Genomic DNA, 25,521 nt, shown 5'->3' on the forward strand with positions numbered 1-25,521 from the left:
CTGATTGACGGTTCAGGGCCGCTGGTGTTCGGGCAGGCTGTTGCGGCGGATTACTTCGGTCGCCAGCTCTACTCGCGAGGTCAGTCCGAGCTTGCGCAGGATGTTGGAGACGTGGGTGCTGACGGTGCGGCGCGAGATGCACATGCGGGCGGCTGTTTCGGGGTTGGAGTGTCCAGCAGCGACGTGACTGGCGATGATGCGCTCGGTGGAGGTGAGTGCTTCCCATCCCAGGCGGGCGGTGTTGCGGGGGCCGCGGTTGCCGCGGCTCACGGAGACCGCGCGAAGGCGGGCGGTGGCGCGTGCCGCGTCCCAGACTGCGCCCAGGCCGGAGTAGATCGCCAGGGCTCGCTCGAGGTGGGCGCGGCCGTCGGAGGGCCGGCCGCGTATCGCGTGCAGCTCGGCGGCGTCGGTGAGGGCGTGCGCCTGGTTCAGCGGCCGTGTGGCTTCACGGTAGTGACGGGCTGCTTCCAGCAGCAGCTCCGGGTCCTGTGCGATGAGCCCCTCGCACCGGCAGGCGTCCCCCAGATGGTAGGGAGCGCCGCTGTGTGCGGCACGCGAGCGCGCCGCCTGCGCGTAACGCCGGGCTGCCGGCGAGTCGCCCTGGTCAAGCGCGAGTCGGACCAGATCGGGTGTCAGGAAGCTGAGGATCAGCTGACCGGGCAGATGCCCGATTCCGGCATCGAAGCTGTGCGCCAGGCGGCGGAAGGCACGCTCGGGATGCCCTTGCGCCTCGTCCAGCAGGGCCTGGGTGCACAAGAGGACGTACTCGTAGAACCAGGAGACCGTTCCGCTGTCTTGTGCCGCTGCGGCCTGGCTCATGTGGGTCTCGGCGTCGTCACGCCGGCCTTGATGGACGGCTATTGCCCCCGCCAGCGCTCTCAACGCCCGGCTCATTGCGAAGTGGACTCCGGGGTCGAGGCCGGCGTCCACCTCTGCGATCGCGTCCTCCCACCGGCCGGCATGGAACGCCAGCAGCGCACAGGACAGGTGGTACCACGGCAGGAAAACACCCCCGAGGTGCTCGGCGCTTGGGCGGACGCTCGCCAAGGTGTGCTCCGCGTCCGGGGTCAGATCCAGTTCCATGTAGCAGTTGGCCAGCGCGAGCTGCAGCCCGAGCCACTGCGCCGGGTGGATCGTCTCGGGTGTCAGACGCGACGCCTGACGGGCGAGGCCCAGTGCTTCAAGGCCAGGAGCCTCCAGGAAATGCTTGGCGGCCAGCACTTGCAGGGCATGGGCCAAGGCCGTTGCGTCGCCCAGCTCGGCAGCCGCTCGCCGCGCAGCGGCAGCGGCGGCTCCCGCTTCCGGCAGCCGCCCCAGGGCGAAGAGGCATACCGATGCAAATGCTTGGAACCGGACCGCATCGAGTGTCGGCGCGCCTGCTGCTCCGCACGTAAGACGGGTTTCTGCCAGAGCGACGTCGGGGCGGCCGCGCGCGAACGCGGCCTGCACGATGATCCAGCGAAACAGATCTTCCAGACCCGGATCGGCGGGTCTGGCCAGAGCGATGCGGGCGCTCTCCTCGGCTTCGGCCAGAAGACCTGATGACAGTTGCGCGACGACATGGTGCAGACGTAACTGCTCGTAGCGTGGGTCAGCGGGATCGGCGATCTTCAGCGCCGTGCCCAGCAGCCGCAGGGCCAGACCGGGCGCACGCGCGGTGAGCTGCGCTGCGGACCCGGTTATCCAGGGAACCAAGAACTCCCCGTCCGCAGGGGCGGCTTCCAGCAGATGTCCGGCAACGCGCTCGGGCGCCGCCCCGGCCCGGGTCAGAGCCTGCGCGGCCCGGATGTGTAGCAGCGAGCGTACGGAACTCGGCACGGCGTCGTGCAGAGCTTGGCGCACCAGGTCATGACGGAAGACGAGGCGTGGGCCGTCGGGAGTCAGGATTCCGGCCGCTTCGGCATCAGCGACGGTGGTGAGCAGGACGTGGGCCGGCACCTCCAGTACTGCTCCCAGATCGTGGAGCGTGCAGCCGGCTCCCAGCACGGACGCCGCGCGCAACACCTGCAAGACCTCGTCACGCAGGTACGCCAGCCGGTGAGTGATCAGCGTGTCGATCGCCGGAACGGGGCAATCGGCCGTGACCTCTGCGACAGCCCCGTTCAGCGTGATCGCCTCTTCCCGTTGAAGGGCGGCGATCAGCTCCTCCAGGTACAGCGGGTTGCCTGCCGCCCCCTCGCACAGCCGAAGCAATCGAGGGCCGGGTTCATGCCCGATCGTGTCGGCCACCAGCAAGGGCACGGCCGAGGAGGCCAGCGGACCGAGCTGCAGCACCGTGCGATTGCTGCCTCGCAGCCCGCGGGCGAGTACGTCGACCTCGACTACCCGTGGAACCGGGCGAAGCGCCCCGACGATCAGCAGCGGCAACTGAGCCACCGATTGCACGAGCCGCTGCAATACCAGCGCACTGGCCCGATCGGCCCACTGGAGATCATCGAGGAAGAGCGCTACGGGCCCCTGTGCACAGATCTCCTCCACCAGAACGCACATGGCCTCCACAGTGGGGAAATCCGCGCCTCCCAGCGTGCCCGGCAGCCCGTACCGAGCCTGCCCCAAGAGGACTTCGGCGGCCCGCGCGCGCAGCGGGTCCGTAGGGTCGTCATCGATCCCCAGGCAGGCCGATACCACCGCGAACGGGCGATGCGCCTCCAGCTCCCGGGCCGAGCCCCACAGCGACTGGAGGCCGGCGCCTTCGGCGTCTGCCGCCGCGCGCCGAAGCACCGCTGTCTTGCCCGCTCCGGCCTCGCCGACGATGAACGCGGCCTGCCCCGAGCCGCGCGCGGCACGTAGCGCCAGAGTGGTGAGCATCGCCGTTTCGGCATCGCGTCCGACGAGGCGAGGCCCCAAGAATTGCACGGCCGTCTCTCCCGTAGTGATGCCATCTGCCTGCTGAACCAGGCAGCCTTGTGCCAGACCCGACCGGTGGTGCCGCAGTGTCGGGTCCAGAAGAGTCAGCGGCCCGAGGAGGGGTAACAGCCTCTGGCTGAGTGCCCTTCCCCGACAGCAGGTGGCGACGGTCGCATTCCCGCAGTTCGACCAAGGCCTCACCTCTGCGAGTCACGCCCGCCGGGCTGCGACTCGTCGAGCTGACTCCACGACAGCAGACAATAGACGCAGTCCCGTTCCGGTACGTACCGGGTGGCGCACATTTGAGCTTCATAAGAGGCTTCGGAGGTCGGACAGCCAATCCGGGGCCTTTCTCCGACTTCGGCCTGCCGCACCCGATCGGCCTGGCGTACGGCTGAAATGCCATTCCGTACACGTGTACCGGGAGTCCCAGGACGCCGGCCCTCTCCACGCCGCAAACCCGTCGCCCGGCCCACGGCACCCCGGCCAACGCACGGTGCCCCACTCTCGCCGCCCCCATATTGCGCCGCACCGGCACACAGGCGCAGGACTGCCCTCGTCCCGCGCACCGGCGCGGACACCCACCGGCCCCGAGCATTCCTACGTCAGGTGACGGATGTATCGGCAGCTGCCCGTTCCTACGTTGGCGGTGCGACGACGGCTCCCTCCTCGCAGGACCGTCGGATCGAACGAATGGGCCCTCACCTAGTGCGGCGAAGTCCTGGGGCCGCTTCTGATCCCCCGGAGGCGGAGGCGCACCGTGCAGGGTGCCACGACGAAGGAGGAAGTGGCAGATGCACAGAAGCGATGCCGTTCGGGCTCATGTGCCCAGAAGGCGGCGCCCCAGACCCCCGGTACCCATCGGGGTCCTGGTGTCGACGATTTTCGCGTTGGTCGCCGCCCTACTGGGGGCGGGGGCCCAGCAGGCGCAGGCGGCCGGAGAGACGTCCCACCAGTGCCGCTACGCCGGTGACGGCAAGAGCGCCGAGGACTGTGTCTTCATGCTCGCCAAGGACCAGCGGGCAATGGATGTGCCCGGGAGTTCGTCCGATTCCGGGGCGTGGCTGCAGGCCTATGAACGCAACGACGGCTCCAACCAGGTGTTTTCGTTGCAACCGCAGGGTGACGGAAGTTTCCAGATCAAGACGAATTCCGGCTTGTGTCTGATGCCGGGATGGTGGGACTCCACGTGGCGGATCCGGCCTGTGGAGCAGCAGCGGTGCGACGGCTCCCAGAAGTATCAGTACTGGTATTTCGAGCCGGGTCAGCTCAAGGGCTCGGGAACGAAGTTCATGATCCGCAACGTAGTCGACGACCAATGCGTGGACGTGGCGAGCAGCTGGCTCGCCGGGCACGCCGACTACCTGAACATGTGGCCGTGTCACGGCAAGGAGAACCAGTTGTGGGGCTCCCGCTTCGGCAGCGGGAAGGACTTCACCACTGACTGGGCCGCCAAGTACGCGCTGACCAAATGTGATGCCGCCGTCCTTGCGCATTCGGCCTACCCGTACTGCAGCTACAGCCAGACGCAGGCGGCGGTGACCGGCAACGCTGCAGGGGTGGCCCTGTGCCTGCAGGCGCAGCACACCGACGCAGCGATCCCGTCGACCACCGTCGACTACAAGGTGACGAACAGCACCTCCACCATCACGACGGATTCCATCGCCAACGGCACGAAGGAAACCATCACCGTCAAGCTGGGTTCCTCCAGTGATTTCTGGCACGCCGACTTCGCGGTCGAGGCATCCCAGCTGATCACCCATTCGGTCCAGACCGGTACGACCAACACGGAGGAGAAGACCTACCACGCCGTGGTCCCCGCGGCGCCTGCACACTCCACGACCTGGGTGAAGGCCTTCCCGGTCAGCAAGACCTACACCGGCCGGTTCGTCTTCGCCAAGGGCAGCTGGGACGAGTGGACCTACTCCACCGACGCCGAGATCACCGTCACCTACCCCGCCGGGTCGGGAGCCACCATGATGTACGACTCGGGTGTCGCTGCGGACAAGCTCGACGAGAACGGCCAATGGGTACGGCAGCCCGCCTGCATCAGTGACGGACCGACCAAGAGCATGACCACACCAGATCAGCCCGCACCGGCTCCCGTCCAGCCGCAAAAGCCGACCACGGCCAGCAGCTTCCACTCTGGCTTCGAGTCGAGCGACCCGGTGCCGGCCTGGACCCACGCAGTCGACATGGCCGGTGGAGGCCTCCACAATGTCGACGGCCCGCAGGCAGGGATCGGCAGTGATGGAACCGCCCACACCGGCACCGGCGCACTGGTGTACTCCGGAACCACCCGGACCGGCACGGACCACGCCGACGCCTACATGAAGGTCTACGACCTGAGCGGCAGCCCGCTGGCCATAGGCACCGCGGTGCCTGACAGAAAGGCCCTCAGCTACTGGATCTACCCGCAGAGCCACGTCACCGCCGCCGCGGTCGCCGAAGGGTCGAGAAATAGCGCATGTGCCGCCGTGGACCTGGTATTTACCGACGGCAGCACCCTGCGTGACAGCTGGTCCTGGGACCAAAGGGGCCACCGGATCAGCCCCGCCGAACAGTGCACGGCCCTCACCCTCGACACCTGGAACCACGTCACGGTCAGCCTCGACGAGAACGCGGGCAAGCAGATCAGCCGGATCTTGGTCGGCTACGACCAGAAGACCCCGGGCTCCGGCAGCTACCGCGGCTACATCGACGACATCGCGATCAGCTGAGACGGCAGTGCACGGAGCCGCACTCGCCGAGTGCGGCTCCGTGCAGACCGGTGCGTCGGATCGGAGTCTGTCCGGACAGAACTGGAGGATGAAGATCTTCAGGTGTAAGAAGAGGCTGCTGGTCCTGGGCACTGCGGTGGCAGCAGTCCTCGCAGTCACGGCAGTCCAAGCCGGTGCGGTCAGCGTCGATCTGCGGGTGAATGGCAAGGGCGTATTCTGCCTGGCACCGGACGCGGCCGATGCGCTGGCAGCCCAGGGCGTGACGCTCGAGGCCATCGCCCCCGGAACGGCCGCCGGGACCCGCGTCACCCTGCCGGGGACCGGCACACTGCAGCCCGATCTGACCGGCGGTGGACTCCCCCTTGAAGGCGGAGGCGCTTCTCCCGGGCCGGGCACCGCCTTGAGGCCACGCACCTGGTGATCCATGTCCGCCTCGGTGAGGGGACCACCAGCGCGGACCTCAGCGAGGACGGCGGAGCCGCCACCCGGTCCGACCGTTGGCGAGGTCGTAGGCGGCGAACAGGTGCCGGGCCCCGTGAGGTCGGGTGTAGGGCGCCCGGCGGCGGGGTCGGGGATCGCGGTCGGGGTCCTTGTGCCGGCCGCCGCGCTCCGCCCACTGCCTCCCGGGGTGGGTCTGGAGGTTGAGCGGCCCGAACTCATCCATGCAGAAAACCACTTCGGGTACGCCGTCCTCGGGTATGAAATGGCTTCTCCTCCTGGACATCATCGGCAGCTGACCCGGCTGTCGAGTGGGCGAGTGCCCTCGAAGTCCGGTCGGCGTCGCCGCCCGGCCGCCCGGAGGGCGCTGACGCATCCAGGTCAGCGCCCCTCTTTCGGCTCCCTGGATGCCACTCGGCCGTGGCCGCAGGGGGCGTCACTTCACGACGACTGTGCGCTTGACGTAGAGAGGAGGCCGGCTACCTGGGGAGCGGCTGCTCTCGGGCGAACTCCGGGCGACGAAGGAGCCCCGACGGCTCCGGGTCCCAAACCGTTTGCCCTCGGTGCCCGGCGCGGTGTGACATGTGGGCATGAGCAGAATGGCGCAGGTCATCGTGTTGGCCCGGTACGAGGATGAGGTGATGGAGCCGCTGACGTGGCCGGACGAGGCCCGCACCTGGCAGGGCTGCTTCGTGCAGATCCCCATGTTCGTCGGGGGCTGGCACATCGAATTCGAGCGGTGGAACCGGCGCCGCGGGGTGCTCAAGGACCTGGAGTCCCTGCCCTGGAACGAGCCCGCCTGCGTGCAGGTCATGCTGCATGACGAGGACGATGACCTGTTCGGTCTGTGGATGTTCCGGGACGGAGTCCTCGTGGAGGTGGGGATCCCCGGCACCCAGCGGGTGCACTGCGCTTCCTCGCCGTGGGAGGTGGACCCTGGCTTCCTGGTCCGGACCGGTCTGGGCAGGGGAGAGGACCGGCACTCGCCGGAGGACGTACAAGACCCGCGGTTGTGCTGGTGACCCGGCGCAGACAGGGGCCGGACAAATGCTGAAGTCGCTGTTTGCCGGTCCTGCCCGGGGCCGGACCGGTTTCGTCTGGCTCCGGGCAGGACCGGCCGGACAAGTCCTAGGAGGGGGCGCAGGTGCGGTCGCCGGCGTCGCTGAGCTGGAGCGGAGCCTTGGACGTCGTGCCGTCGTGGCTCAGGAGCAACGTGATGCTGCCCTTCGTGTAGTCCGGGAACCACACCGCGTACAGGGTCCGGGCACCGTCCGCGACGGTACCGACCCGACGGACTTCCAGGGGTTCGCCGTCGTAGGTCGCAGAGGTCACCTGCTGGTGGTCGGCAGCGAAGAGACGAACCCAGCCATCGGTGAAGAGGGTTGCGAGCGGGTCCACCCCGCGCGAGTTTCCGATGGCCATGGGATCGGTGGCAGCCCGCTCGGAGAATCCAGTTTCGCCGACCGACGCCCAGCACAGGCGCCGGTCGGACGTCTCCCAGGCGTAGGCGGCGCCGGTTGGCCAGGCCTCGACCAGTGTTCAGCGTGTCCGCGGTGACGTCGCGCATTACCAGGTCCGGCACGGGCGGCGCGGTCTTGTCCGCGATGGTCGTCCGCTTCTTCCTGCGCAGGTGCCGGCCGGCGATGTGGTTGACCCGCATCAGCCGCGTGACGCGCTTGCGGTTGATCGCGTGTCCGCGGGCACGGAGCTCGGCGTGGACGCGCGGGGCGCCGTAGGCGCCACCGTGTTCGGAGTGGATCGCACGGATCTCGGCCACGGTCCGGGCTTCCACGGCCCGTCGCTCGGCGCGGTCCTGCTCGGTGGCCAGGTGCCTGTAGTAGCCGGCGCGGGATGTTCCGAGCACCCGGCAGATCCGCTTGACGCCGAAGTCGGCGCGGTTGTCGGAGATGAAGGCCCAGCGGCGGGATCTCACTTCACCTCCCGGGCGAAATAAGCGGCTGCCCTGCGCAGAATCTCGCGCTCGAGATGCCATTCCTTGTCCGGACGTCGTGACGCGGGCGGGAGCGAGGCGGACGAGCTGACCCGGCTGCAGGCGGAGAACGCCCGGCTGCTCAAAGCCGAGAGCACGGTAGAGCGCGACAGCGTCCTTCCTGAACTCCTCCGGATACGGAGACCTGCGTCCCACCTGGACATCCCTCCCTGGACCATCAAGATCCATTGTCAGGGTGTCCACTCCAAAGGATCAGCCTCAGGGACAACCTAGCCCTTAACCAGAGCCAGGCCAGCGGGAGCCACCCGTCGGCGGCGCGGAACGCTCGCCCCGCGCTCCGAAAGTCCGCCACACGCGGAAAGTCCGGAGAAGAGTCCGCCTGAAAGGCCGTTCGTCCGGCCGGCGCTGGAGTTGACTCGTGCGGGCGCTTCCTCTCGTCACCGACCCACCCGGAGGCCGCCCGTTCAACACGTTCAACGCCTTGCTGTCCCTCCGGGTACCGGCCTCCGGCCCGCAGACGGTTTTGATGGGCGGGGCGAATGGTCTGCCCTGCTGTACGACGACCTGCCCGGCCATGCCTCGGGGGGCGGGGCTTGGTGCTCGAACCCGCACGGTGCGCTCGCCGTCAGCCCGTGATGCAAGCGCGGACGGCAGTCCACGCTCCGCTCCGCCTGTGGCTCGACCGCAGCACGCCCGGAAGGACTGCACCATGACCACGCCCACGACCGACCCCCAGCCGCAGCAGCCGCGCCCCCCGCGCTGGTTCGGCCCGCTGCTCGTGGCGCCCGGCCTCGCGGGTTTCATGATCGCAATCAGCCCCAAGTGCTCCCCGTACGCTCGGGGATGATTGCCCGTGCCCCCGGGCGGACCTGTTGGGGCTAACAGGTCTGACCGGGGGCACGGTGTCTAGGTGAGGCCAGCGGAGGCGTTGTCGTCCCAGCCGTCCTCGCGCCGCATGTAGCCAAGCATCGAGCGGGAGTGCCGGGCCCAATCGGTCCGGCATTTGGTCAGCGCGGTTCTCGGATGCTGTCGATGATGCGGGTCCAGTTGTCGCTGCCGTGTCCGTTCTCGATCGCGCGCCAGTAGTGAGCCTGCACGGCCAGGGGGAGAGCGAGGTCGAGGCCGAGTGACGTGCTGGTCTCGACGATGTGGTCGGCCGTCGCGCCCATCATGGTGACCGTGCTGAGGTCGCCCGGATGCTCGCCGGTATCCAGCGCGGCGCCGGGGGTCTCTTCGCCAGCCCTCAGGATGGCACCGATCGAGTCGGCGGAGGAGAGCAACTCCGGCAGCGCTTCCTTGGCCTTCATTCCTGCGGTGCCCAGCATCGCGGTGGCGTGCATCAGCGCGGACAGGGTGGTGAGGAACACCGCGAGCTGGGCTTGATACATCATCTGGGCGAGGCCCGGATCCTCGCCCAGATGCTTTGGCGTGCCGAGCGATGCCAACACCGCCCGGTGGTTCTCCATCACCTCGTCGGGGCCGCTGTAGTAGACATGGGCCGCCTCCGTGCCGACCATCGGCGCCGGGACCATGACACCCCCGGCGAGGAAGGCGGCATCATGGCCCGCCGCCCAGATTGCAGCCTCGCGTGTGCGGTCGGGCGTGTCCGAGCTCAGGTTGACCAGCGTCCGGCCAGCGAGCGATGCCGTGGCGCTGTCGAGGATGCCGTACATCGCCCGGTAGTCGGTGAGGCTGAGGATCACGAGGTCACTCGCTTCGACCGCTTCGCTGGGTGTCGCTGCGAGTGTCGCCCCGTCGGTGACGACGCCGTCGGCCCGACTGGCGGTGCGGTTCCAGACGGTGACCGGGTGGCCAGCGGTAAGGAGAGTACGGGTCATTGCCTGGCCCATCGGGCCAAGCCCGATCACGGTGACAGCGCTGTCTTGCGCGGATTGGTTCTGTTGTTCGTTCACCCCTCCATGCTCGGAGAGTGCCACTACTCTCGGAAGTACCCACTATTTTCTGGGGTACTTACCATTTCGTAAGGGGGATCAGTGATGGCCAAGGCGCCGAGACGCGGGCCTTACATCTGCGGCATCGACGCTGCGCTCGACGTGGTGAGCGGCAAGTGGAAGGGTCTGATCCTCTGGGAACTTGACGCCCATCACGTACGCCGCTTCGCTGCGCTCCGTCGCGGTCTGCCGGGAGTGAGTGAGAAGATGCTGACGCAGCACCTGCGTGAGATGGAGGAGGACGGCCTCGTGCACCGGGAGGTCTATGCCGAGGTGCCGCCGCGGGTGGAGTACTCCCTGACTGAGCACGGGCGCACGCTCAATCAAGCGCTCGGGCCGCTCGGCACCTGGGGGGTTGAGCGGATGCGTCGCGAAGGGTCCGACGCGGTCGACGTAGCCGAGACCTCACACGGGTAAACATCCCGGCCACCAACCCGTGCGTGCGCGCCTTTCCTGAGGGCTGGATGTTGCCGGGCACCGCCCAGCCGGCGGCGAAGTCGGCGCTGTCCCGTGCGCGCCGCGCCCGCTGCATGAGCGGGCGGAAGCCCGGCGGGGCGGGTGCCGGTCTGTGGTCAGCGAACTGGGAACGATCACGCCAAAAGATAACGACGCTTTAGGCGATCACCCCTGCCCCTTTCACCCAGCCCCTACTGTCCTCCGGAGGGGAAGGTAGTCGCGTGCAACACGCTGATCTGGGGCGGCTGGGTTGGACGTCAAGGGGTGCGGCTTGTCTCGAGTGAGCTGGGTGTGTTGTCGCGTGAGGTTGGTACCGCTAGGTGGAACTGGTGGTGCCGGTTGGCAGGGCCTGCTGATAGAGCGCCACCAACACGCCGTGCAGGGGCTGGTCCTCTGCGTCTTCCTCGGCCTCGTCGACCAGTTGGGCGAGGGTCTCACCGAGTTCCCTCGCTTTCGCGGGGCTGAGACGCAGGTGGCGCAGCGTCAGGTGGGTCTCGGCGGGTGAGAGGTCCAGCTCCTGGGCGAACGCGGCGAGCATCGCCGCGGTGCCTGCCGCTTGGGGTTCGGCGACGACCATGCAGCGGGCCGTGCGCTGGTAGTACTGCTCGGTGCCGCCGCGGACCTGGCGGGTCTCGGCGACGTGGATCAGCCCGGCATTGCGGAGCACTTTGAGGTGGTGGGCCACGTTGCCCTTCTGAGCGTCGAGCTGCACCGCAAGCTGGCTGGTGGTGGCGGGCCGGTGGCCCAGGGCGAAGAGCAACCGCTGACGCAACGGGTGGGCGAGCGCCGCGAACTGCTCAGGCGCACCGATCTCCAGGACGTCCTCAGGAGGCGGCAGGTGGGAAGGCTGATCACGCATACTCAAAGTGTCTAAACTCTTTGACGCTTTAGCAAGGGCCGTGCTCTACTCCCTGCCATGACGACTCCAACGAATCTTCCGACGGCCCCTGTTATCGACGAGACAGTCCGACTGCTGACCGAGCACTACGTGTTCCCCGAGATAGCCGAGCAACTCGCAGGCTTGCTCCAGCGACGCCTCACCGAGGGCGCCTACGACGTCAACGACGCCGAGGAACTCGCCCGGCTGGTCACCGCGGACCTGCAGTCCGTCAACGGCGACCGACACCTGAGACTGAAGCACCACGCCGCCCCGGTGCCCCCGAAGCAGGGGGCAGCCACGCTGGACGCCATGCGCCGGAACTTCGACACCTCGCTGGGCGGTGCGCCCCGGGTGCAGTTGCTCGACGGCGGGGTCGCCGTGCTGGAGCTGGCACCGATGCTGTTCCCGCTGGAGTGGGCCGCCGAACCGCTGGGGGCCGCGCTCACTCTGGCCTCCCGCGCCCAGGCGCTGATCGTGGACCTTCGCGCCAACCGGGGCGGCGACCCGGACACGGTCGCCTTCGTCTGCAGCTACCTGCTCGACGAGCGCACCCACCTCAACACAATGCACTGGCGCGGCGGCGAGCGCATCGAGCAGTCCTGGAGCCTGCCGCACGTTCCCGGCGCGCGCTTCGGCGGCAGCAAGCCGTTGTACGTGCTGTCCAGTGACAGCACGTTCTCCGCCGCCGAGGAGCTGGCGTACAACCTCCAGCAGCTCGGCCGCGCTGTAGTCGTCGGCGAGCCCACCCGTGGCGGCGCACACCCGTGCCAGGGGTGGACCGTGCACCCCCACCTGGAAGCCACCGTCCCCTTTGGCCGTGCCATCAACCCCGTCTCCGGCACGAACTGGGAGGGCACCGGTGTGCAGCCGGACGTCCCTTGCGCTGCCGCCGACTCCCTCGACCGCGCTCACGCACTGGCGCTCGCCCGACTGACAGGCTGACCCGGTCCAGCTCATCGACACCACTGCACGCAGCGCCTCCCTCGCTCCACGTCAACGGCTGACCCGGCGGCGGGGGCCCAGTCTCCGGCGCCCCCGCATACGCACCACCCGCATCACAGGGTCACCTCTATAGAAGCCGAAGGGACCGACACGAGAACGACCCCTTGATCGGGCGGTTCAGGCCCCGAAGTACCTTGACTTGTTTGCCTCTTGGTGCAGAGTTGCGGCCGGGCGCTTGTCCGCGACCCAGACCGCCACGAGAATCCGGGCATGAGTGGCGACCGGGCCCACGAGAGGAAGCCCACACTGAACCGGAGAACTCGGTATCTCGGGCGCGAACATGCACGATAGCCTCGGTCTGGAACGGCTCGTGCGGGGCATCCCGCCGATCCGGTCCCGGCGTGGACCTCGCCGACGGCGCCCCGGCAAGCTCCACGCCGACAAAGGCTACGACCACCTGCGCCGCTGGCTCCGCAAACGCGGAATCCGCCACCGCATCGCCCGCCGTGGCATCGAGCCCTCCGGGCGGCTCGGCCGTCACCGATGGGTCGTCGAACGGACTGTGTCCTGGCTCGCCGGCTGCACCGCCGATACGAACGCAAGGCCGAACACTTCCTCGCCTTCGTGGGCATAGCCGCAGCCCTCATCTGCCACTGCCGCCAGCACGCCGAGTCTGGGGCCCATTCGACGCGAGCGGCCAGCGTGGGCGAGGCCGGGCACGTCGTCGTGCTCGGCTGTCTCCGCCGTGACCGATCCAACAGCCGCACTGCTTTGACCTGCAGTTTGACCGATGACCGATCCGACCTCTATCGGTCATCGGTCATGACCGATCCTCCAAAGTCACCAGCCCCCTACACCGCTGCATGCCCGGTGCCTGGCAGCGTGCTCACCGGTCGATGGAAGCGAGGCGCGGCCGTGCCAGGGCCAGTGAGTTATCCGGGGACACCGTTGTTCCCCGTTCGTCGGGGTGGCTATATCGGCGAGTCCTTCACCTACGAAGCCAAGGGCCCGATGCATGGGACACAGCGGTTGACGTCACTTGTCCGGGTAGTTCGGATGCTCGGGCAGCGGGGGTGAGAAGACCACCTTGCCGTCTTCCCAGCGCGCCTGGTAATCGCGCTCGCCGCCGGAATGACAGCACTGTGGATCGCTCGGCAGGTACACGGGATAGGACAGCGTGACCGACTTCCCGTCCTGGCTCTTGATCGTTGACTGGGCGACCCCGGTCGCATCAAAGCCCGCGTACTCGTTACCGTAGAAGAAGAACACGGCAACGCATGTCCCATCGACGCTGCCAGTACAGCGGCCGTGGATCGCACGAAGGGGGCCACCGAGCCCCTGCACAGTGCCGGCCTCGGTATCGGCTGTGTATCCCAGGCGCTTGATGCGGAGCACCGCTCGGTCCACGTCGAAGGACCCCGTTCCGTCCTCTGAGGTCTTCCCCGCCGACGGACCCGCGGGGCCCCACAGTGAAACGGACGCGCTCGGCGCCGGTTGGGCCTTGTCCGCCGACGCCCCGCAGGCTGTCACCAGCGTCAGGCAGAGCACCGCCGCCACGGCCGGGAGATTTACCGCTCGCCGCACCCCGCCACCCCCACGAGAACCCGCTCCAACATTCCGTACCGCACAGTGTTCAGGTCCTCCTGGGAGATGTTGCGTGTGACATGTGAGCAGAGTTCGGCGGCCCAGTCGCTGGGGGATGCCCGTCTCAGCTGAAAGACCGCCCTCGTCCCGAACTCCGACTCCGTCTCCTGCGTGGTGTTCACCGGCACGCTCAGCAGTAGGCGCTTACCGTCGGGGGAGGGCACGACGGCCCGCACATGAGCGGCAGCGGGCATACGGGTTTGAGTTATGAGTCCTTTGGGGCCCCACAGCTCCACCACGCCCCGCCTGACGCTGACGGTCTTGTCACCATCGGAGAGAAACGCTGTGGCGCGGGCGACGTCGGGGGGGATGGTGGTCGCACGGTGCCCATCCCTGGCGTCCCACACCTCCGCGCTCCCGTCTTTGCCGATCAGGAGCAGACGTCGGCCGTCGTTGCTGAACCGTACGGCGTTCCGATCGGCGAGCGGAGCGCGGAATCCGGGTATGACTACGGTGACCCGCCGTCGTTCGCGGAGATCCCAGACCTCGACGCCCCGCAGGTCCGGGGTTGTCACGGCGATCCGCTCGGACGCAGGGTCGGCTGCGAGCGTGGTTGCGTACCGGCTCCGGTCGACCTCCGAGTTCTCCCGGAACAGCAGCGTCTCACCCGTCTTGAGGCCGGTTGTGACATCCCACTGGGAGACAGCGCCTCCCACCAGGGCGACTAGGCGCCCGTGCCGGGTGAATCCCAGGTTGAGGACCTCCGCGGTCCGGGGTGTCGACCCGAGGGGCAGATCGACGGGTATCTGGCGCAGTACTCGGAGGGAGGGCAGCTCGTAGAGCGTGATCGACTGCGCCGAGGCGTCGTTCACGGCCAGCGTCTTTTCCTCGGGGTCGAAGGCAAGCCTCGCGGAACTCTGGTACCCGCCCGTACCGGTGGCTGCGATCTGCTGTCCGGTCGTCGGGTCCCAGACTGCGATTGCGCCGCCGACGCCTACCGTGACCAGGTAGCGGCCGGAAGGGGTGAAGTGCGCTGCCTCCTCGTCGCGCTGGCCGGTGTCCGCGTTGCCTTGGGCGCCGAAGGCGGCGGTCGAGAGCGAGCCGGGCGTCGGGGCTGTAGTGACCAGTACCTCCGTTCCGCGGGCGAAGGCCATGCGGCGGCTCGTGCCGGCCAGGGCGTAGCGGGTGTAGCGGCCCTTGGTTCCGTCCTCGGCCAATACGAGCAGCCGTTGTCCGGTGGCGGCGTCATGCACGGTTACCGCTTCGTCCTCGCGTGTCAGCACGATTCGGTCCGAGACGCCGACCAGCTCGCCGGTCAAGACGCTTTTCGAGCTGCAAGGCAGGCTCTGGAAGAGATGGGGGTCGGGACTGCCGGCGGAGATGTCGGACAGTCGCCACTTGTCGTCGGCGCACGTCGAGGTCACGGGGCGGGGGCCTGGGGGGAACTCGGGCTCGTTGAAACCGGGGACAGCCGTCAGACGGCCAGAGCGTGCGTCCCAGACGCCCTGACCTCCCGGCCCGGAGGACACGACGTGCTCGCCGTCCGCGTCGAAGACGAACCCACTGGGGGAGCGCTCACGGAGCGGTTCCAGGGTGACGGGCCGGGCGGTGGGTCGGTCGAGGTCCCATACCTGGGCCGTGTCGTCCTGTGGAGGATGGGCCAGCAGGCGGCGTCCCGTGCGGTCGAAGCGAAGTTCGTCAACCGCCTGAGCGGTGCTGGTGGTGCTCGTCGCGGCTTGCAGGGTGAGCCGGGTCCTGTTTTCCCCCAGGTCCCAGATCTTGATGCGGTTGCCGGCGCCGCCCAGGGCCAGCAGGGTGCCGTCGGGGCTGACCGCGACGGCTGATACGTCGTCCATGCGGACCACCAGAGAGGGTCCGCCGGCCCCGATGCGCCACACGGAAAGCCGGCCCGCACCGTTGCGTACCGCGGCGACCTGGCCGGAGTCGTCCAGCGCTGTCTCCGCAACCTCCCCGCCGGCGGGCAGGACAGCGTCGTACGGTGCATCGGCCAGATAGCGGGCGAACAGGTTGTCATGTGCCTGTGGGGTGGGTGCGGTGCGCCAGGCGGCGACGGACAGTAGCGCGGCATTCTCCCGATGGGAGACCGCCTGGCTCTGCGCCTGCTGCACGAGGCCGGCCGACAATTCGGCGGCTTTGCTGCCACGTACCGAGTGCACACCGACGCCAGCCAGGGTTCCCATCGTCACCGCGATCGCCGCCGCGACGATGGCTTTGCGAGAGCGCTGGCGCTGACGCCATTCCAGGCTTGTCAGGAGGTATTCGCGTTCACCCTCCGGGATGTCGTCCGGCCGGTCGCGCAGCCACTCCCGCGCCTGCTTGAGTTCGGAGCCGCGCATCAGCAAGGCGTGCTCCCGGCCGCTCTGCTGCCAGCGCACGATGCGCTCGCGCACATGTTCCTGCCAGCTCCGAAAGTCGCGGTCGGCGTCGACCCAGGAACGCAGCGCGGGCCAGTGTTCGAGCAGCGCCTCGTGGGCGAGCGAGACCGTCTCCACGCCGTCAGACGCGCGATCGAGGTGTACCAAGCGCTGGACGGCCAGGAGTTGGGCGGCTCCCCAGCAGTCGGGGTGCAGCTCGGTACGGCGTGCGGTGCGCCCGGTGTCGACCGGGTTGTCGAGGCCTCCATCGCCCGGGCGAACAAGCTGTACGAACAGTCGCCGCGCCTCGTCACGCACGTCGCCCAGCCGCTCCTTGACGACCCGCTCGGCATGCGACGCGAGGGCGCCTGCGACTCGGCCGATCTCCTCGTAGGCGGCGTGCCCGAGGACACCTTGGCGCTGTCGCTCCCACAGCATGGTGAGGGTGAACTCGAGCAGGGGCAACGCGCCGGGGCTGCGGCCCGCGTCCGACAGGAGCCGTTCGGTGAGCCGCTCCTCCAGACGCACGGCCCCGTGGAACGAGGCCACCGGGGACAGCACCACGTCACGGAGCTGGTCCTCAGCCAGGCGGTCGACGAGCACGGGCGACGCCTCGCATACCCGCTGCAGAACCGGGAAGCGCTGCATAGCCTTCAGGAAGTCCAGCCGCAGGGCGAAGACCAGCCGCACCAACGGCCCGCCGTCCGCGGCGCGCCATCCGGTCATGCCCACCAATTGCTCGACCAAGTTCTCGGCGGCATCTCGCGAGCAGTGGAACAGCACTTCGAACTGATCGACGATCAGGACGAGTTGGGTCGTCCCGCTGCGGGTGAGCAGCTCCCTGACAAGCGGAGCGCTCGCCCCCTCCCGCAGCCGCCCAGCGAGCCGTTCGACCTGTTCGAGTCGGTCGAGCGGCTTGATGACCTCGGCCGGCGCGTTGAGTAGTGGCAGCAGGGCGGAAGCGAGCATGACCTCAGCACCCGCGGCGGGCTCCGGGACCAGCGAGGCGATGCTGCAGTCCCCACGTTTGCGTAGCGCGGGGACAAGGCCGGCGTGGACGAGCGACGACTTGCCGACCCCGGACACCCCGATGATAGGGACGACCGACGACGTGGTGACCGCCTCGGTCAACGCCTTGATCTGCTCACGCCGCCCGAAGTAGTGGACGGCATCCTCCTCCCGGAAGGACTTCAGCCCACGGAACGGCGACTGCAGCGCGGCAAGGCGACGCAGGTCAGGATGAACCTCGAACAGGACGTCGGCGGTGATGGCGTAGGCCGCCCGTTGAAGGAACCGCCCGTCGGTGGCGACAACCATGCCAACCACCCCCTTGAAGCGCTCGTCCCACAGTGGCGTGCCGCTGAATCCCTGCCGGATTTCGCAGGCACCAGTGCTCTCGAACTGCAGCCAGCCCCGTCCCCGGTCGTCCACGATCGAGCCGAGTGACCAGACACCCTCGTCGTCGCCGGCAGGGAAACCAAAAGCCCGAAAGGGGTGGCCGCGCACTGTCTCAACGTCCAGCAGCCGCACGGGCTCAGTCCCAAGCGGCGGGTCCTCGTCGAGCGCGAGGACGGCGATGTCGCCTGAGCCGTCTTCCGCGACAGGTATGTGCGTGACGAGCCGCGCGGTCTGTCGGTGTACTGGCCGCCCGGTAAGCGGAAAATCCAGATCGACGGTGAGCCCCACGGTGAGGGGGCTCCGTTCCCGTTCCCCGGCGACGGCTGAAACGACGTGCGCGCACGTGAGCACGAGCCTCGGGCCTGCTAGAAAGCCGGCCCCCTGAGGTGTGGCCCACGCGCCGCGCGACCACAGGCGGGCAATCCCGCGGTTGGGAGTAGGTTCGGGCACCGCGACGCCCCTCGCGCCCTACCCCGTCACGGCGCCGCTGCGCGCAGCGAGCGCCTGGGTGACCGGAACAGCATCCGGATGCTGCTTGTCCCACTCCATGGTGAGAGTGAGCGACCCCTCGCCAGCAGTCTTGGCGAGAAAGACACCTGCCCCCGCCGACAGCTTCAACCCGAGCTCGAGAGTGATCTTGTCCGGTTGCCGCGGTAGGTCAGCGACCCTACTGAGCACCGCATGCGCGGCCTCCCGAACACTCTCCAGACCGCGCTCCAGCGTCTCCGATGCCTCAGCCACCATCCCACCGGGCCTGGCGACCCTGACCACAGCCTGCGGCCCGTCGTCGACTTCGACCAGCACAGAACCGCCGCTCTCTAACGGCACCCTCAGCAAATCGGGCATCGAGTCCCCCCGCCACCTGCAGCAATGTGATGCGCGCCACTCTAGTGCTTGCAGAAGGTGCCCGTGGCGAGATCGGCCATTCACAAGGCGGACACGACAGCGACGGCCGCCGATGCAGTGACGGGACGGTATTTCGCTTCACTGGTGAGACCTGGCGGACCGCTGCGGGCCGTGAAGCACGTTCCAGCCTGGATGGCCACGACCTGAACAACTGTCAGTGTCGGTGCTGTTGGCACCATGCACGAGAGTGCGAGTGAAGGGCACGAGGCGAGGCGTGCGAGGGCCTTCCTGCTTGGCCAGGTGACAGCGGCCAGTTGAAATTGGCTCTGGCCGCGGTTCCGTGAATTCCCAGGTCAGCGGCAGGAGCGGGGGATCGTTGCGCCAGAGTGCTTCCTGCCGCGGCGAGCAAGACGGTCGAGGATACGGCTTCCTCGGGCCGGAGTGAGGGTGGAGCTGCCAGCGACTCCTCCGACGCCCCGCTGGTGGAATCGGTGTCCACCAGCAGGACGGGCCGGCCGCAAGCGGGCAGGAAGAGTGCACAGCTCCTACCAACGCACTCTGACGAACGGCCGCTTGGATTCCGCTAGGTCGTGCTGGGGCTCCGGGCACGCCGCTGTTTGTGCGACCGGAAGAGCTGGTCCCGATGGACGTCGTTGAGCAGGTACCGGGCCTGTCTGCGACCAGCGTTCCCGAAGAGAACCACGCGTTGGCGCGGTGAGTAACGAGGTTGAGCCTCGGCGTCCGCCGGCAGATCAGGCGTGCGGCGATTCGCTGGCATCCGAGCGACGACCCCCGATGGAGGCGACCAATGCGTCTGCCACGATCGCCGCATCTGCCTCTGCAACTTCTGCTGGGTATTCCGGCAGCAGATCGTCCCAGACGGGCATCCATGATCCGTACAGCTGGGTCTGTCCCTCGGGCCGTGCGAAGAACCAGATGTGCAGGTGCGCGCCTCCGTCTCCGATGCGGTAGACGTGGGCTCGCGAAATGTGTGGCAGGGCCTGCACGTGGCGGACGATGTGAGTGGACAGGACCCCCAGCTCGGCTGCCAGCTCATCGGGCAGGTCAGCCATGTCGTAGTGGTCACGCGGATGCAGCATGAGCACCAGCGGCACACCGACTCCCGTGATGCGGGTGAGCCGCCAACTGTCGTTGAGCCAGATCCCATCGCCTCGGTCACGGCACGCCTGGCAGTTCGACGGGTCCTCGCCGTGTCGTGGAGGCTCGGGCAGAACCGGAGGGCGCAGCGGCGCGACGCGCAATCCGTCCGGTTCGAACGGGCTGATATCCCACCCTGTCATGCGCGCGAGCGGGAGCCGACGCTCGCCATCTGCCGCGGTAAGCGCGTGGTCGTAAAACTCGTCAGGTCGCAAAGCCATGGTCCGAAGACTAGTTCGGCCTCGACACAGGCGAGGACCGGGGTGACCTGAGAAGCCGTTGCCATACCGATCATGGAGTCTGTCGATCGAACGGGAGTCTCGATCGGGTGATCGGGGGCCCTGCCCGGCATGAGAGCAGGACCTGGCGGTATACGGGGAAAATCCAGGGGAGCGGACGGCCGCGCGCTGCTACGGTCGGGCGCTATGAGCTGGCTTCCCGATGACTTCGTCCACCCCGTCCTGGTGCCGCTGCCGGGCGGTGGCCATCACCTGCGGCCGATCCGGGAGGCGGACACCCCGCTCGACTATCCGGCTGTCATGGGTTCGCGCGAGCGGCTGTGGACCATCTTCGGCCCGGCCTGGGGCTGGCCCGCGGCCACCATGACCTACGAGGCCGACCAAGCCGACCTGTTGCGACACGAGAAGGAGATCGCCGCACACCAGTCCTTCAACTATGCGCTGTTCGACGCGGCGGAGACAGCTCTGCTCGGCTGTGTCTACATCGACCCACCGGAGAGGGCCGGCGCGGACGGCGAGATCTCCTGGTGGGTGGTGGACGAGCTGGTGGGCAGCAAGGTCGAGCAGGCCCTCGACGCGCTGGTGCCGCAGTGGATCGCCGCCGACTGGCCGTTCGAGCAGCCGCGCTTCCTCGGCCGCGAGATCTCCTGGTCGGACTGGCTCGCCCTGCCGGAGCATCCCGACACGTAAGTGGTTGTTGCCCGTACCGATCTCGAAGGCTGTCGATCGAACGGGAGTCTTGATCGGGTGACTGCGGCGGTTTCCGTGCGTGAAAGCAGGGCCTCCTGGTAGCTCGGGGGTGCGATCCCATTCCGAGTGGTTCCCGGAGGCCCTGTTGTCTTTGTTGTACGTGCCCGAGCCTGTTGACTTCAACTCGTCCGCCGTGTCGTGCGATTGCCTCGCGCACGTGTACGGCAACGCGGCCGACCATCCGGACCGGGTGCGCCGGTATCCGTCGGACATGACGGACGCGGAGTGGGCGGCCGTCCGGCCGTTGCTGCCGGTGCCGGCCTGGTTCCAGGGGCGGGGTGGACGGCCCGAGGGCTACTGCCACCGGCAGCTGTTGGACGCGATCCGCTACCTGGTCGCGGGCGGGATCTCGTGGCGGGCGATGCTGCGGACTTCCCCGCATGGGCCCGGGTCTACGCCTGCTTCCGCCGCTGGCGCGAGCACGGGCTGATCGTCCACGACCGGCTGCGCGGGACGGTCCGTGAGCGCGAGGGCAGCGAGGCCGACCCCACTGCGGGGATCATCGACGCGCAGTCGGTGCGGGCCGCCGCGACGGTGCCGGCCGCCTCACGCGGCTACGACGACGGGAAGAAGGTGCCGGGCCGCAAGCGGCACATCGTGACCGACACCCTCGGCCTGCTCCTGGCCGTCGCGGTCACGGCTGCGAACATCGGCGACCGGGACGCCGCGGCGGGCCTGCTGATGCGGCTGCGCCGTCTGCACCGCGACATCACCCTCGTGTGGGCCGACGGCGGCTACACCGGCTCCCTCGTCGGCTGGTGCCGGGACAAACTCGCCCTGACCTTGGAGATCGTCAAGCGCACCGACGACATGGCAGGGTTCGTGGTGCTGCCGAGGCGGTGGGTGGCAGAGCGCACGTTCGCATGGTTGATGAACTCCCGCCGTCTGGCCCGGGACTACGAGACCCTGCCCGCCACCAGCGAGGCGATGATCCGGTGGTCGATGGTCACGGGGATGAGCCGGCGTCTGGGACGGCCACGGTCCGCCGGACGGCACTGAACGCCCCCGACGCCTCCAGGAGGAGCCACCCGCGCTCCGCCAGGCGCGGGGCTTTCGACCGCAGCCCCTCGACCTTCGCCGGCGTCGCGTCAAGGCCCAGCTCCACCGCGATCTCCTTGGCCCGAAGCGGTCCGTGACCCGTGGATCGCTGCTGTTCAAGCACGCCCAGAATGCGCTGATAGTCCGGCGCCAGAACCGTCACCGGCAGCCCTTCCCGCCAGGGCGGCACCGTCGAGCCCGGCACCGGCGCGAGCGACAGCACCGCTTTCTCCTCGGCCTCGGTCCCGGCGGTGGTCTCGGCAGCCGAGGCTGCCAGGGCCTCGACCAGCTCTTCCCGCGCCATCACCCGCCGGTCCAGCTCGATCTCGGCGGCCTCCAACACCTCAGCCAACCAGGCGACTTCCTCCCGTAGCCCTTCCACCCGCACACGGGCCGCTGTCTCCCGCTCCTCCAGCATTCCCAGCACCGACGCCATCGCGCACCCCTCGCTCACGGAGCGGAAACAAGACGCCGGATGTCTCTCTCATTCCGAGCTACACCATGCCTGACCAGCAGAAATCAACGGATCACGTTCGGTTGAGATACGGCTTCTCACAGGCAGGTCAGGAGTTGGCGTGGTGCGCTTCCACGACGCCAGCACTCGTCGGCGGCGTCGCAACGGCCGCTAGTGCCGCATCAGGCATCGTTTGCCCCGCCCTGTGGGAGACAAATGATGTGCTGGGCTGAGCGGTTGCCGCGTAGCCTGCCTGGCTGTGGACATGGGACGTGCTGATCAACAGCTCCGCCTGATCGCTGAGATCGTGCAGGTTGCCGGAGCTCTTGAGGTCGAAGTGTGGCTTCGCGGTGGATGGGCCATGGACTTCTTCCTCGGCGAGGTCACGCGAGACCATGAGGACATTGACTGGTTCGCCTGGACAGACAATGCCGGGGCCCTAGCGGAAGGCTTGCTGCTGCACGGCTATCAACCGATCCCAGGACCGCCACCCGACCTGCAGCTCGATTTCGCCAAGGACGGGCTGGACAACAGCTTTACGTTCCTGGACCGGGATATGGCCGGCCGTGTGGTGGTCGCCGGGGGCCCATGGGCCGGTGCGCCCTGGCCCGAGGGAATGCTCGATGCCGGGCCGTATGGGTGGGCTGCAATGTGCGATCGTCAGTCCGCAGGCCCAGATCGAGATCAAGCGGATGACGCCGATCTGGGATCCCTCCCGGCCTCGACGGACCAAGGACGCCGAGGATATCGCCCGGCTGGAGGCGGCCCTCCGGGCATGGGGCAACTGGTCTGAGTGAGGGTCTTGGCTGTCGGCCGTCCCCTACCCTCGGGCAGTGGCAGAACGAGTACGCGTCCGTGAGATCGATGACGACGAGGGTCTGCGGCTGCTGCGGATCATCCGCAGGGGTACCGGGTCGGTGGTGACCTGGCGGCGAGCCCAGATGGTGCTGCTGTGTGCGCAGGGCATGCCGGTGGCGAAGATCGCCGAGGTGTCGTTCACCAGCGGCGACCGGGTCCGGGACGTGCTGCACAACTTCAACACCGACGGCTTCGACTCTCTGTATCCGAAGTACAAGGGCGGTCGGCCGAAGACCTTCACGCTGCCCGAGCGGCGTGAGATCAAGAAGATGGCGAAGTCCAAGCCGACCGAGCACGACCTGCCGTTCTCCACCTGGAGCCTGACCAAGCTGGCGGACTTCCTGGTCGCCGAGGGGGTGGTTGGCGACATCAGCCACGAGGGCCTGCGCACCCTGCTCCGCGAGGAAGGCGTCTCCTTTCAACGCCTGAAGACCTGAAAGACCTCCCGCGACCCGGACTACGCCGCCAAGAAGGCCCGCGTCGAACACCTCTACGCGATCACGGGCGGCGAAGTCATACTCGAGGAGGGCGAGCCCGAAGTCGTCTTCTGCATGGACGAGTTCGGGCCGCTCAACCTGATGCCCCACCCGGGCCGGCAATGGGCCGAACGAGGCGGCAAGCACAAGGACCCCGACCGCGAACCCCGCCGCAGGCAGCAGGCGACCTACAACCGCTACGGCGGAGTACGGCACCTGTTCGCCGCCCTGGACCTGGCCAAGGACAAGCTCTACGGCCACATCAAGCCGATCAAGAAGCGCACCCAGTTCCTGGAGTTCTGCCGCTACCTGCGCACTCTCCATCCGCCCCAGGTCCGCATCGCGATCGTCTGCGACAACTTCTCCCCGCACCTGACCACAAGGAAGTGCCAGCGGGTTGGCACCTGGGCGGCAGCGAACAACGTCGAGTCGCCCACACACCCACCAACAGTTCCTGGCTCAACCGGATCGAAGCCCAGTTCACGGCCCTGCGCTATTTCACCCTGGATGGCACGGACCACGCCGACCACAAAGAGCAGGGCAGCGTGATCCGTCGCTACATCATCTGGCGGAACCGCCACGCCTACGACCGGCGCCTCCGCGCCGTCCTCGACAGGGCGAACGTTGCCTGATGCGGCACTAGTCCGCGGCGGCGACGGGCTCCTGACCCCCGCCCCTGGGGCACCAGGAGTGAGGCGCCGCGTCCGACACGCGGGCAGGCGCCCAACACGACTGGTAAGGGGGATGCAGCTGTGCCCTGGATCAGGGGCTACGTGTGGTCGGAGGGCTGCCGGTCAGAGCCCATGTCCGGCTCTCGGCGGATGCGCGGCGGGAGACCGCCTGGGGGGTCAGCGGCCCCAACGCAGCGCTGCCGTCTGCACCGGCGCATCCCACAACCGCAGCATTTCCTCGTTGGCCCGGCACAACGTCACCGAGCACCCCGCCATGTCCAACGAGGTGACGTAGTTCCCCACGAGGGTCCGAGCCACCTGTACGCCCCGTGCCGCCAGCACCCGCGCCACCTCCGCGTGGAAGCCGTACAGCTCCAGCAGCGGCGTTGCGCCCATCCCGTTCACCAGGGCCAGTACCGGCCCGTCGGCGGCCGGGGCCGCGTTCGCCATGTCGTCCAGAACAGAGCCCACTGCGACCTCTGCGATCTCCCCCGCCGACATCATCGGGCGTCGCTCCCGGCCCGGCTCGCCGTGGATCCCGATGCCCAGCTCCAGCTCGCCGTCCGGCAGGTCGAAGGTGGGGGTGCCCTTGGCGGGGGTGGTGCAGGCGCTCAGCGCCACGCCGAAGCTGCCCGAGGCCTCGTTGACCTGCCGGGCGACTGCGACGACCTGCTCCAGCGGCGCGCCCTCCTCTGCCGCCGCCCCGGCGATCTTCTCGACGAAGAGCGTGCCCCCGGTGCCGCGCCGCCCGGCCGTGTACAGGCTGTCGGTCACGGCTACGTCGTCGTTGACCAGCACCCGCTCGACCCGGATGCCGTCCTCCTCGGCGAGTTCGGCGGCCATGTCGAAGTTCAGTACGTCTCCGGTGTAATTCTTGACGACGAACAGCACCCCCTGCCCGGAGTCCACGGCCTTGGCCGCCCGCACCATCTGGTCGGGCACGGGGGAAGTGAACACCTCGCCCGGACAGGCGGCGGACAGCATTCCGTGTCCGACGAAGCCGGCGTGCAAGGGCTCGTGTCCGGACCCGCCGCCGGAGACGAGACCGACCCGCCCGCCCTGCCGCGCGTCCCGCCGTACGACTACCCGGGCCTCGGCATCCACGTCCAGGTCCGGGTGGGCTGCGGCCAGCCCCCGGAGGGCGTCGGTGACCACGGTCTGCGGACTGTTGATCAGCATCTTCATCGTGTGCCTCCCGGTCGAAGCAGCGGCGGGTGAGCAGTCCGGCGCCGTCACGGAGTACCGAGCGCCGTGCGCCGGGCGCCGTGCGGGCGCGTCAGCGAGGAAACGCCACACGAACAGTGTGCTGCCACGCCGCGGACATCCGCGAGAGCTCGGGCGACCGCCTCGGAGAAAGATCGAGGAATCCGAAGCGGGCACTGGCCTCCGCGGGACCGGACCGCCCTCGCCTTTCCGGTACAGGCGACCCGTCTTACGCTGAAACCGGGGGGCTCGGGGCAGTCGAATGCCGGTCTTCGGACCGGCGGG

At 68.4% G+C, this 25,521-nt stretch carries 20 protein-coding genes and 4 pseudogenes; 12 read left to right on the plus strand and 12 right to left on the minus strand.

The window, feature by feature from the left end:
- Nucleotides 1–12 precede the first annotated feature (12 nt).
- Entirely contained in the window at nt 13–3,048 is a 3,036-nt protein-coding gene (locus OHT74_RS39950; protein ID WP_328623106.1) for an ATP-binding protein, read from the minus strand.
- A 671-nt stretch (nt 3,049–3,719) separates the two neighbouring features.
- Here OHT74_RS39950 and OHT74_RS39955 point away from each other — a divergent pair.
- The gene (locus OHT74_RS39955; RefSeq protein ID WP_328623107.1) at nt 3,720–5,567 is read left to right on the plus strand and encodes a ricin-type beta-trefoil lectin domain protein; all 1,848 of its coding nucleotides are present in this window, start codon (nt 3,720–3,722) and stop codon (nt 5,565–5,567) included.
- Nucleotides 5,568–5,655: 88 nt separating this feature from the next.
- Nucleotides 5,656–5,988, plus strand: a complete 333-nt coding sequence (locus OHT74_RS39960) for a hypothetical protein (RefSeq protein ID WP_328623108.1) — start codon at nt 5,656–5,658, stop codon at nt 5,986–5,988.
- Between the two features lie 78 nt (nt 5,989–6,066).
- Here OHT74_RS39960 and OHT74_RS39965 read toward each other — a convergent pair.
- A pseudogene (locus tag OHT74_RS39965) lies at nt 6,067–6,267 on the minus strand (IS630 family transposase); the annotation flags it as partial.
- Nucleotides 6,268–6,595: 328 nt separating this feature from the next.
- On the opposite strand from OHT74_RS39965, the gene OHT74_RS39970 reads away from it, so the two are divergent.
- On the plus strand, nt 6,596–7,027 hold the full coding sequence (locus OHT74_RS39970) for a hypothetical protein (RefSeq protein ID WP_328623109.1): 432 nt from the start codon (nt 6,596–6,598) through the stop codon (nt 7,025–7,027).
- A gap of 106 nt (nt 7,028–7,133) precedes the next feature.
- Here OHT74_RS39970 and OHT74_RS39975 read toward each other — a convergent pair whose 3' ends face one another.
- Nucleotides 7,134–7,427, minus strand: coding sequence for a hypothetical protein (locus tag OHT74_RS39975; protein ID WP_266671945.1), 294 nt, complete (start codon nt 7,425–7,427; stop codon nt 7,134–7,136).
- Nucleotides 7,428–7,539: 112 nt separating this feature from the next.
- Nucleotides 7,540–8,004: pseudogene (locus tag OHT74_RS39980) on the minus strand (IS3 family transposase); the annotation flags it as partial.
- A 661-nt stretch (nt 8,005–8,665) separates the two neighbouring features.
- On the opposite strand from OHT74_RS39980, the gene OHT74_RS39985 reads away from it, so the two are divergent.
- Nucleotides 8,666–8,803 carry a hypothetical protein gene (locus OHT74_RS39985; RefSeq protein ID WP_328623110.1) on the plus strand — a complete coding sequence of 46 codons (138 nt, stop codon included), beginning with the start codon at nt 8,666–8,668 and terminating at the stop codon, nt 8,801–8,803.
- A gap of 160 nt (nt 8,804–8,963) precedes the next feature.
- On the opposite strand, the gene OHT74_RS39990 is transcribed toward OHT74_RS39985, so the two are convergent.
- On the minus strand, nt 8,964–9,869 hold the full coding sequence (locus OHT74_RS39990; RefSeq protein ID WP_328623111.1) for an NAD(P)-dependent oxidoreductase: 906 nt from the start codon (nt 9,867–9,869) through the stop codon (nt 8,964–8,966).
- Between the two features lie 84 nt (nt 9,870–9,953).
- On the opposite strand from OHT74_RS39990, the gene OHT74_RS39995 reads away from it, so the two are divergent.
- Nucleotides 9,954–10,325, plus strand: coding sequence for a winged helix-turn-helix transcriptional regulator (locus OHT74_RS39995; protein WP_266671948.1), 372 nt, complete (start codon nt 9,954–9,956; stop codon nt 10,323–10,325).
- 355 nt (nt 10,326–10,680) lie between these two features.
- Here OHT74_RS39995 and OHT74_RS40000 read toward each other — a convergent pair whose 3' ends face one another.
- Nucleotides 10,681–11,223 carry an ArsR/SmtB family transcription factor gene (locus OHT74_RS40000; RefSeq protein ID WP_328623112.1) on the minus strand — a complete coding sequence of 181 codons (543 nt, stop codon included), beginning with the start codon at nt 11,221–11,223 and terminating at the stop codon, nt 10,681–10,683.
- Nucleotides 11,224–11,280: 57 nt separating this feature from the next.
- Between OHT74_RS40000 and OHT74_RS40005 the strand changes: the two genes are divergently transcribed.
- Both OHT74_RS40005 and OHT74_RS40010 read left to right on the plus strand, forming a co-directional pair.
- A complete protein-coding gene (locus OHT74_RS40005) occupies nt 11,281–12,186 on the plus strand; it encodes a S41 family peptidase (protein ID WP_328623113.1) in 906 nt (301 codons plus the stop codon).
- 319 nt (nt 12,187–12,505) lie between these two features.
- Nucleotides 12,506–12,837 (plus strand): annotated as a pseudogene (locus OHT74_RS40010) (transposase); the annotation flags it as partial.
- Nucleotides 12,838–13,221: 384 nt separating this feature from the next.
- Here the strand turns inward: OHT74_RS40010 and OHT74_RS40015 are convergent.
- The 4 genes from OHT74_RS40015 to OHT74_RS40030 form a co-directional block, all read right to left on the minus strand.
- Entirely contained in the window at nt 13,222–13,743 is a 522-nt protein-coding gene (locus tag OHT74_RS40015) for an LppP/LprE family lipoprotein (protein ID WP_328623114.1), read from the minus strand.
- Between the two features lie 11 nt (nt 13,744–13,754).
- Nucleotides 13,755–17,993: an nSTAND1 domain-containing NTPase gene (locus OHT74_RS40020; protein WP_328623115.1), complete on the minus strand. Its 4,239-nt coding sequence runs from the start codon at nt 17,991–17,993 to the stop codon at nt 13,755–13,757.
- A gap of 18 nt (nt 17,994–18,011) precedes the next feature.
- Nucleotides 18,012–18,389: a CU044_2847 family protein gene (locus OHT74_RS40025; RefSeq protein ID WP_328623116.1), complete on the minus strand. Its 378-nt coding sequence runs from the start codon at nt 18,387–18,389 to the stop codon at nt 18,012–18,014.
- A 752-nt stretch (nt 18,390–19,141) separates the two neighbouring features.
- Entirely contained in the window at nt 19,142–19,768 is a 627-nt protein-coding gene (locus OHT74_RS40030; RefSeq protein ID WP_328623117.1) for a hypothetical protein, read from the minus strand.
- A gap of 204 nt (nt 19,769–19,972) precedes the next feature.
- Here OHT74_RS40030 and OHT74_RS40035 point away from each other — a divergent pair, with 204 nt between their 5' ends.
- The 3 genes from OHT74_RS40035 to OHT74_RS40040 all read left to right on the plus strand — a co-directional run bounded on the left by OHT74_RS40035 (nt 19,973) and on the right by OHT74_RS40040 (nt 21,535).
- Nucleotides 19,973–20,476: a GNAT family N-acetyltransferase gene (locus OHT74_RS40035; RefSeq protein ID WP_073492597.1), complete on the plus strand. Its 504-nt coding sequence runs from the start codon at nt 19,973–19,975 to the stop codon at nt 20,474–20,476.
- Between the two features lie 271 nt (nt 20,477–20,747).
- Nucleotides 20,748–20,966, plus strand: a complete 219-nt coding sequence (locus OHT74_RS42315; protein ID WP_443047763.1) for a transposase — start codon at nt 20,748–20,750, stop codon at nt 20,964–20,966.
- The gene (locus OHT74_RS40040; protein ID WP_443047659.1) at nt 20,888–21,535 is read left to right on the plus strand and encodes an IS5 family transposase; all 648 of its coding nucleotides are present in this window, start codon (nt 20,888–20,890) and stop codon (nt 21,533–21,535) included. The genes OHT74_RS42315 and OHT74_RS40040 overlap by 79 nt, the downstream gene beginning before the upstream one ends.
- Here the strand turns inward: OHT74_RS40040 and OHT74_RS42320 are convergent.
- Nucleotides 21,483–22,010 (minus strand): hypothetical protein, encoded by a 528-nt coding sequence (locus tag OHT74_RS42320; RefSeq protein WP_443047660.1) that lies wholly within the window; start codon nt 22,008–22,010, stop codon nt 21,483–21,485. The two genes, OHT74_RS40040 and OHT74_RS42320, sit on opposite strands and share 53 nt — an antisense overlap.
- Nucleotides 22,011–22,293: 283 nt before the next feature.
- Between OHT74_RS42320 and OHT74_RS40045 the strand changes: the two genes are divergently transcribed.
- Complete coding sequence (locus OHT74_RS40045; RefSeq protein WP_328623489.1) at nt 22,294–22,821, plus strand: nucleotidyltransferase domain-containing protein; 528 nt, start codon at nt 22,294–22,296, stop codon at nt 22,819–22,821.
- A gap of 40 nt (nt 22,822–22,861) precedes the next feature.
- Nucleotides 22,862–23,994 (plus strand): annotated as a pseudogene (locus OHT74_RS40050) (IS630 family transposase).
- 216 nt (nt 23,995–24,210) lie between these two features.
- On the opposite strand, the gene dhaK reads toward OHT74_RS40050, so the two are convergent.
- Nucleotides 24,211–25,218 (minus strand): dihydroxyacetone kinase subunit DhaK, encoded by a 1,008-nt coding sequence (gene dhaK, locus OHT74_RS40055; protein ID WP_267004110.1) that lies wholly within the window; start codon nt 25,216–25,218, stop codon nt 24,211–24,213.
- Nucleotides 25,219–25,521: the final 303 nt, after the last annotated feature.

It is taken from the genome of Streptomyces sp. NBC_00354, assembly GCF_036106915.1.
Lineage (GTDB): Bacteria > Actinomycetota > Actinomycetes > Streptomycetales > Streptomycetaceae > Streptomyces.

Coding starts and splice junctions, on each gene's coding strand:
- OHT74_RS39970 (WP_328623109.1), top strand. CDS start 6,596: ATGAGCAGAATGGCGCAGGTCATCGTGTTGGCCCGGTACGAGGATGAG.
- dhaK (WP_267004110.1), bottom strand. CDS start 25,218: ATGAAGATGCTGATCAACAGTCCGCAGACCGTGGTCACCGACGCCCTC.
- OHT74_RS42315 (WP_443047763.1), top strand. CDS start 20,748: ATGACGGACGCGGAGTGGGCGGCCGTCCGGCCGTTGCTGCCGGTGCCG.
- OHT74_RS40025 (WP_328623116.1), bottom strand. CDS start 18,389: ATGCCCGATTTGCTGAGGGTGCCGTTAGAGAGCGGCGGTTCTGTGCTG.
- OHT74_RS39995 (WP_266671948.1), top strand. CDS start 9,954: ATGGCCAAGGCGCCGAGACGCGGGCCTTACATCTGCGGCATCGACGCT.
- OHT74_RS40000 (WP_328623112.1), bottom strand. CDS start 11,223: ATGCGTGATCAGCCTTCCCACCTGCCGCCTCCTGAGGACGTCCTGGAG.
- OHT74_RS39975 (WP_266671945.1), bottom strand. CDS start 7,427: ATGGCCATCGGAAACTCGCGCGGGGTGGACCCGCTCGCAACCCTCTTC.
- OHT74_RS40035 (WP_073492597.1), top strand. CDS start 19,973: ATGAGCTGGCTTCCCGATGACTTCGTCCACCCCGTCCTGGTGCCGCTG.
- OHT74_RS40030 (WP_328623117.1), bottom strand. CDS start 19,768: ATGGCTTTGCGACCTGACGAGTTTTACGACCACGCGCTTACCGCGGCA.
- OHT74_RS40005 (WP_328623113.1), top strand. CDS start 11,281: ATGACGACTCCAACGAATCTTCCGACGGCCCCTGTTATCGACGAGACA.
- OHT74_RS40045 (WP_328623489.1), top strand. CDS start 22,294: ATGGGACGTGCTGATCAACAGCTCCGCCTGATCGCTGAGATCGTGCAG.
- OHT74_RS42320 (WP_443047660.1), bottom strand. CDS start 22,010: ATGGCGTCGGTGCTGGGAATGCTGGAGGAGCGGGAGACAGCGGCCCGT.
- OHT74_RS39985 (WP_328623110.1), top strand. CDS start 8,666: ATGACCACGCCCACGACCGACCCCCAGCCGCAGCAGCCGCGCCCCCCG.
- OHT74_RS39960 (WP_328623108.1), top strand. CDS start 5,656: ATGAAGATCTTCAGGTGTAAGAAGAGGCTGCTGGTCCTGGGCACTGCG.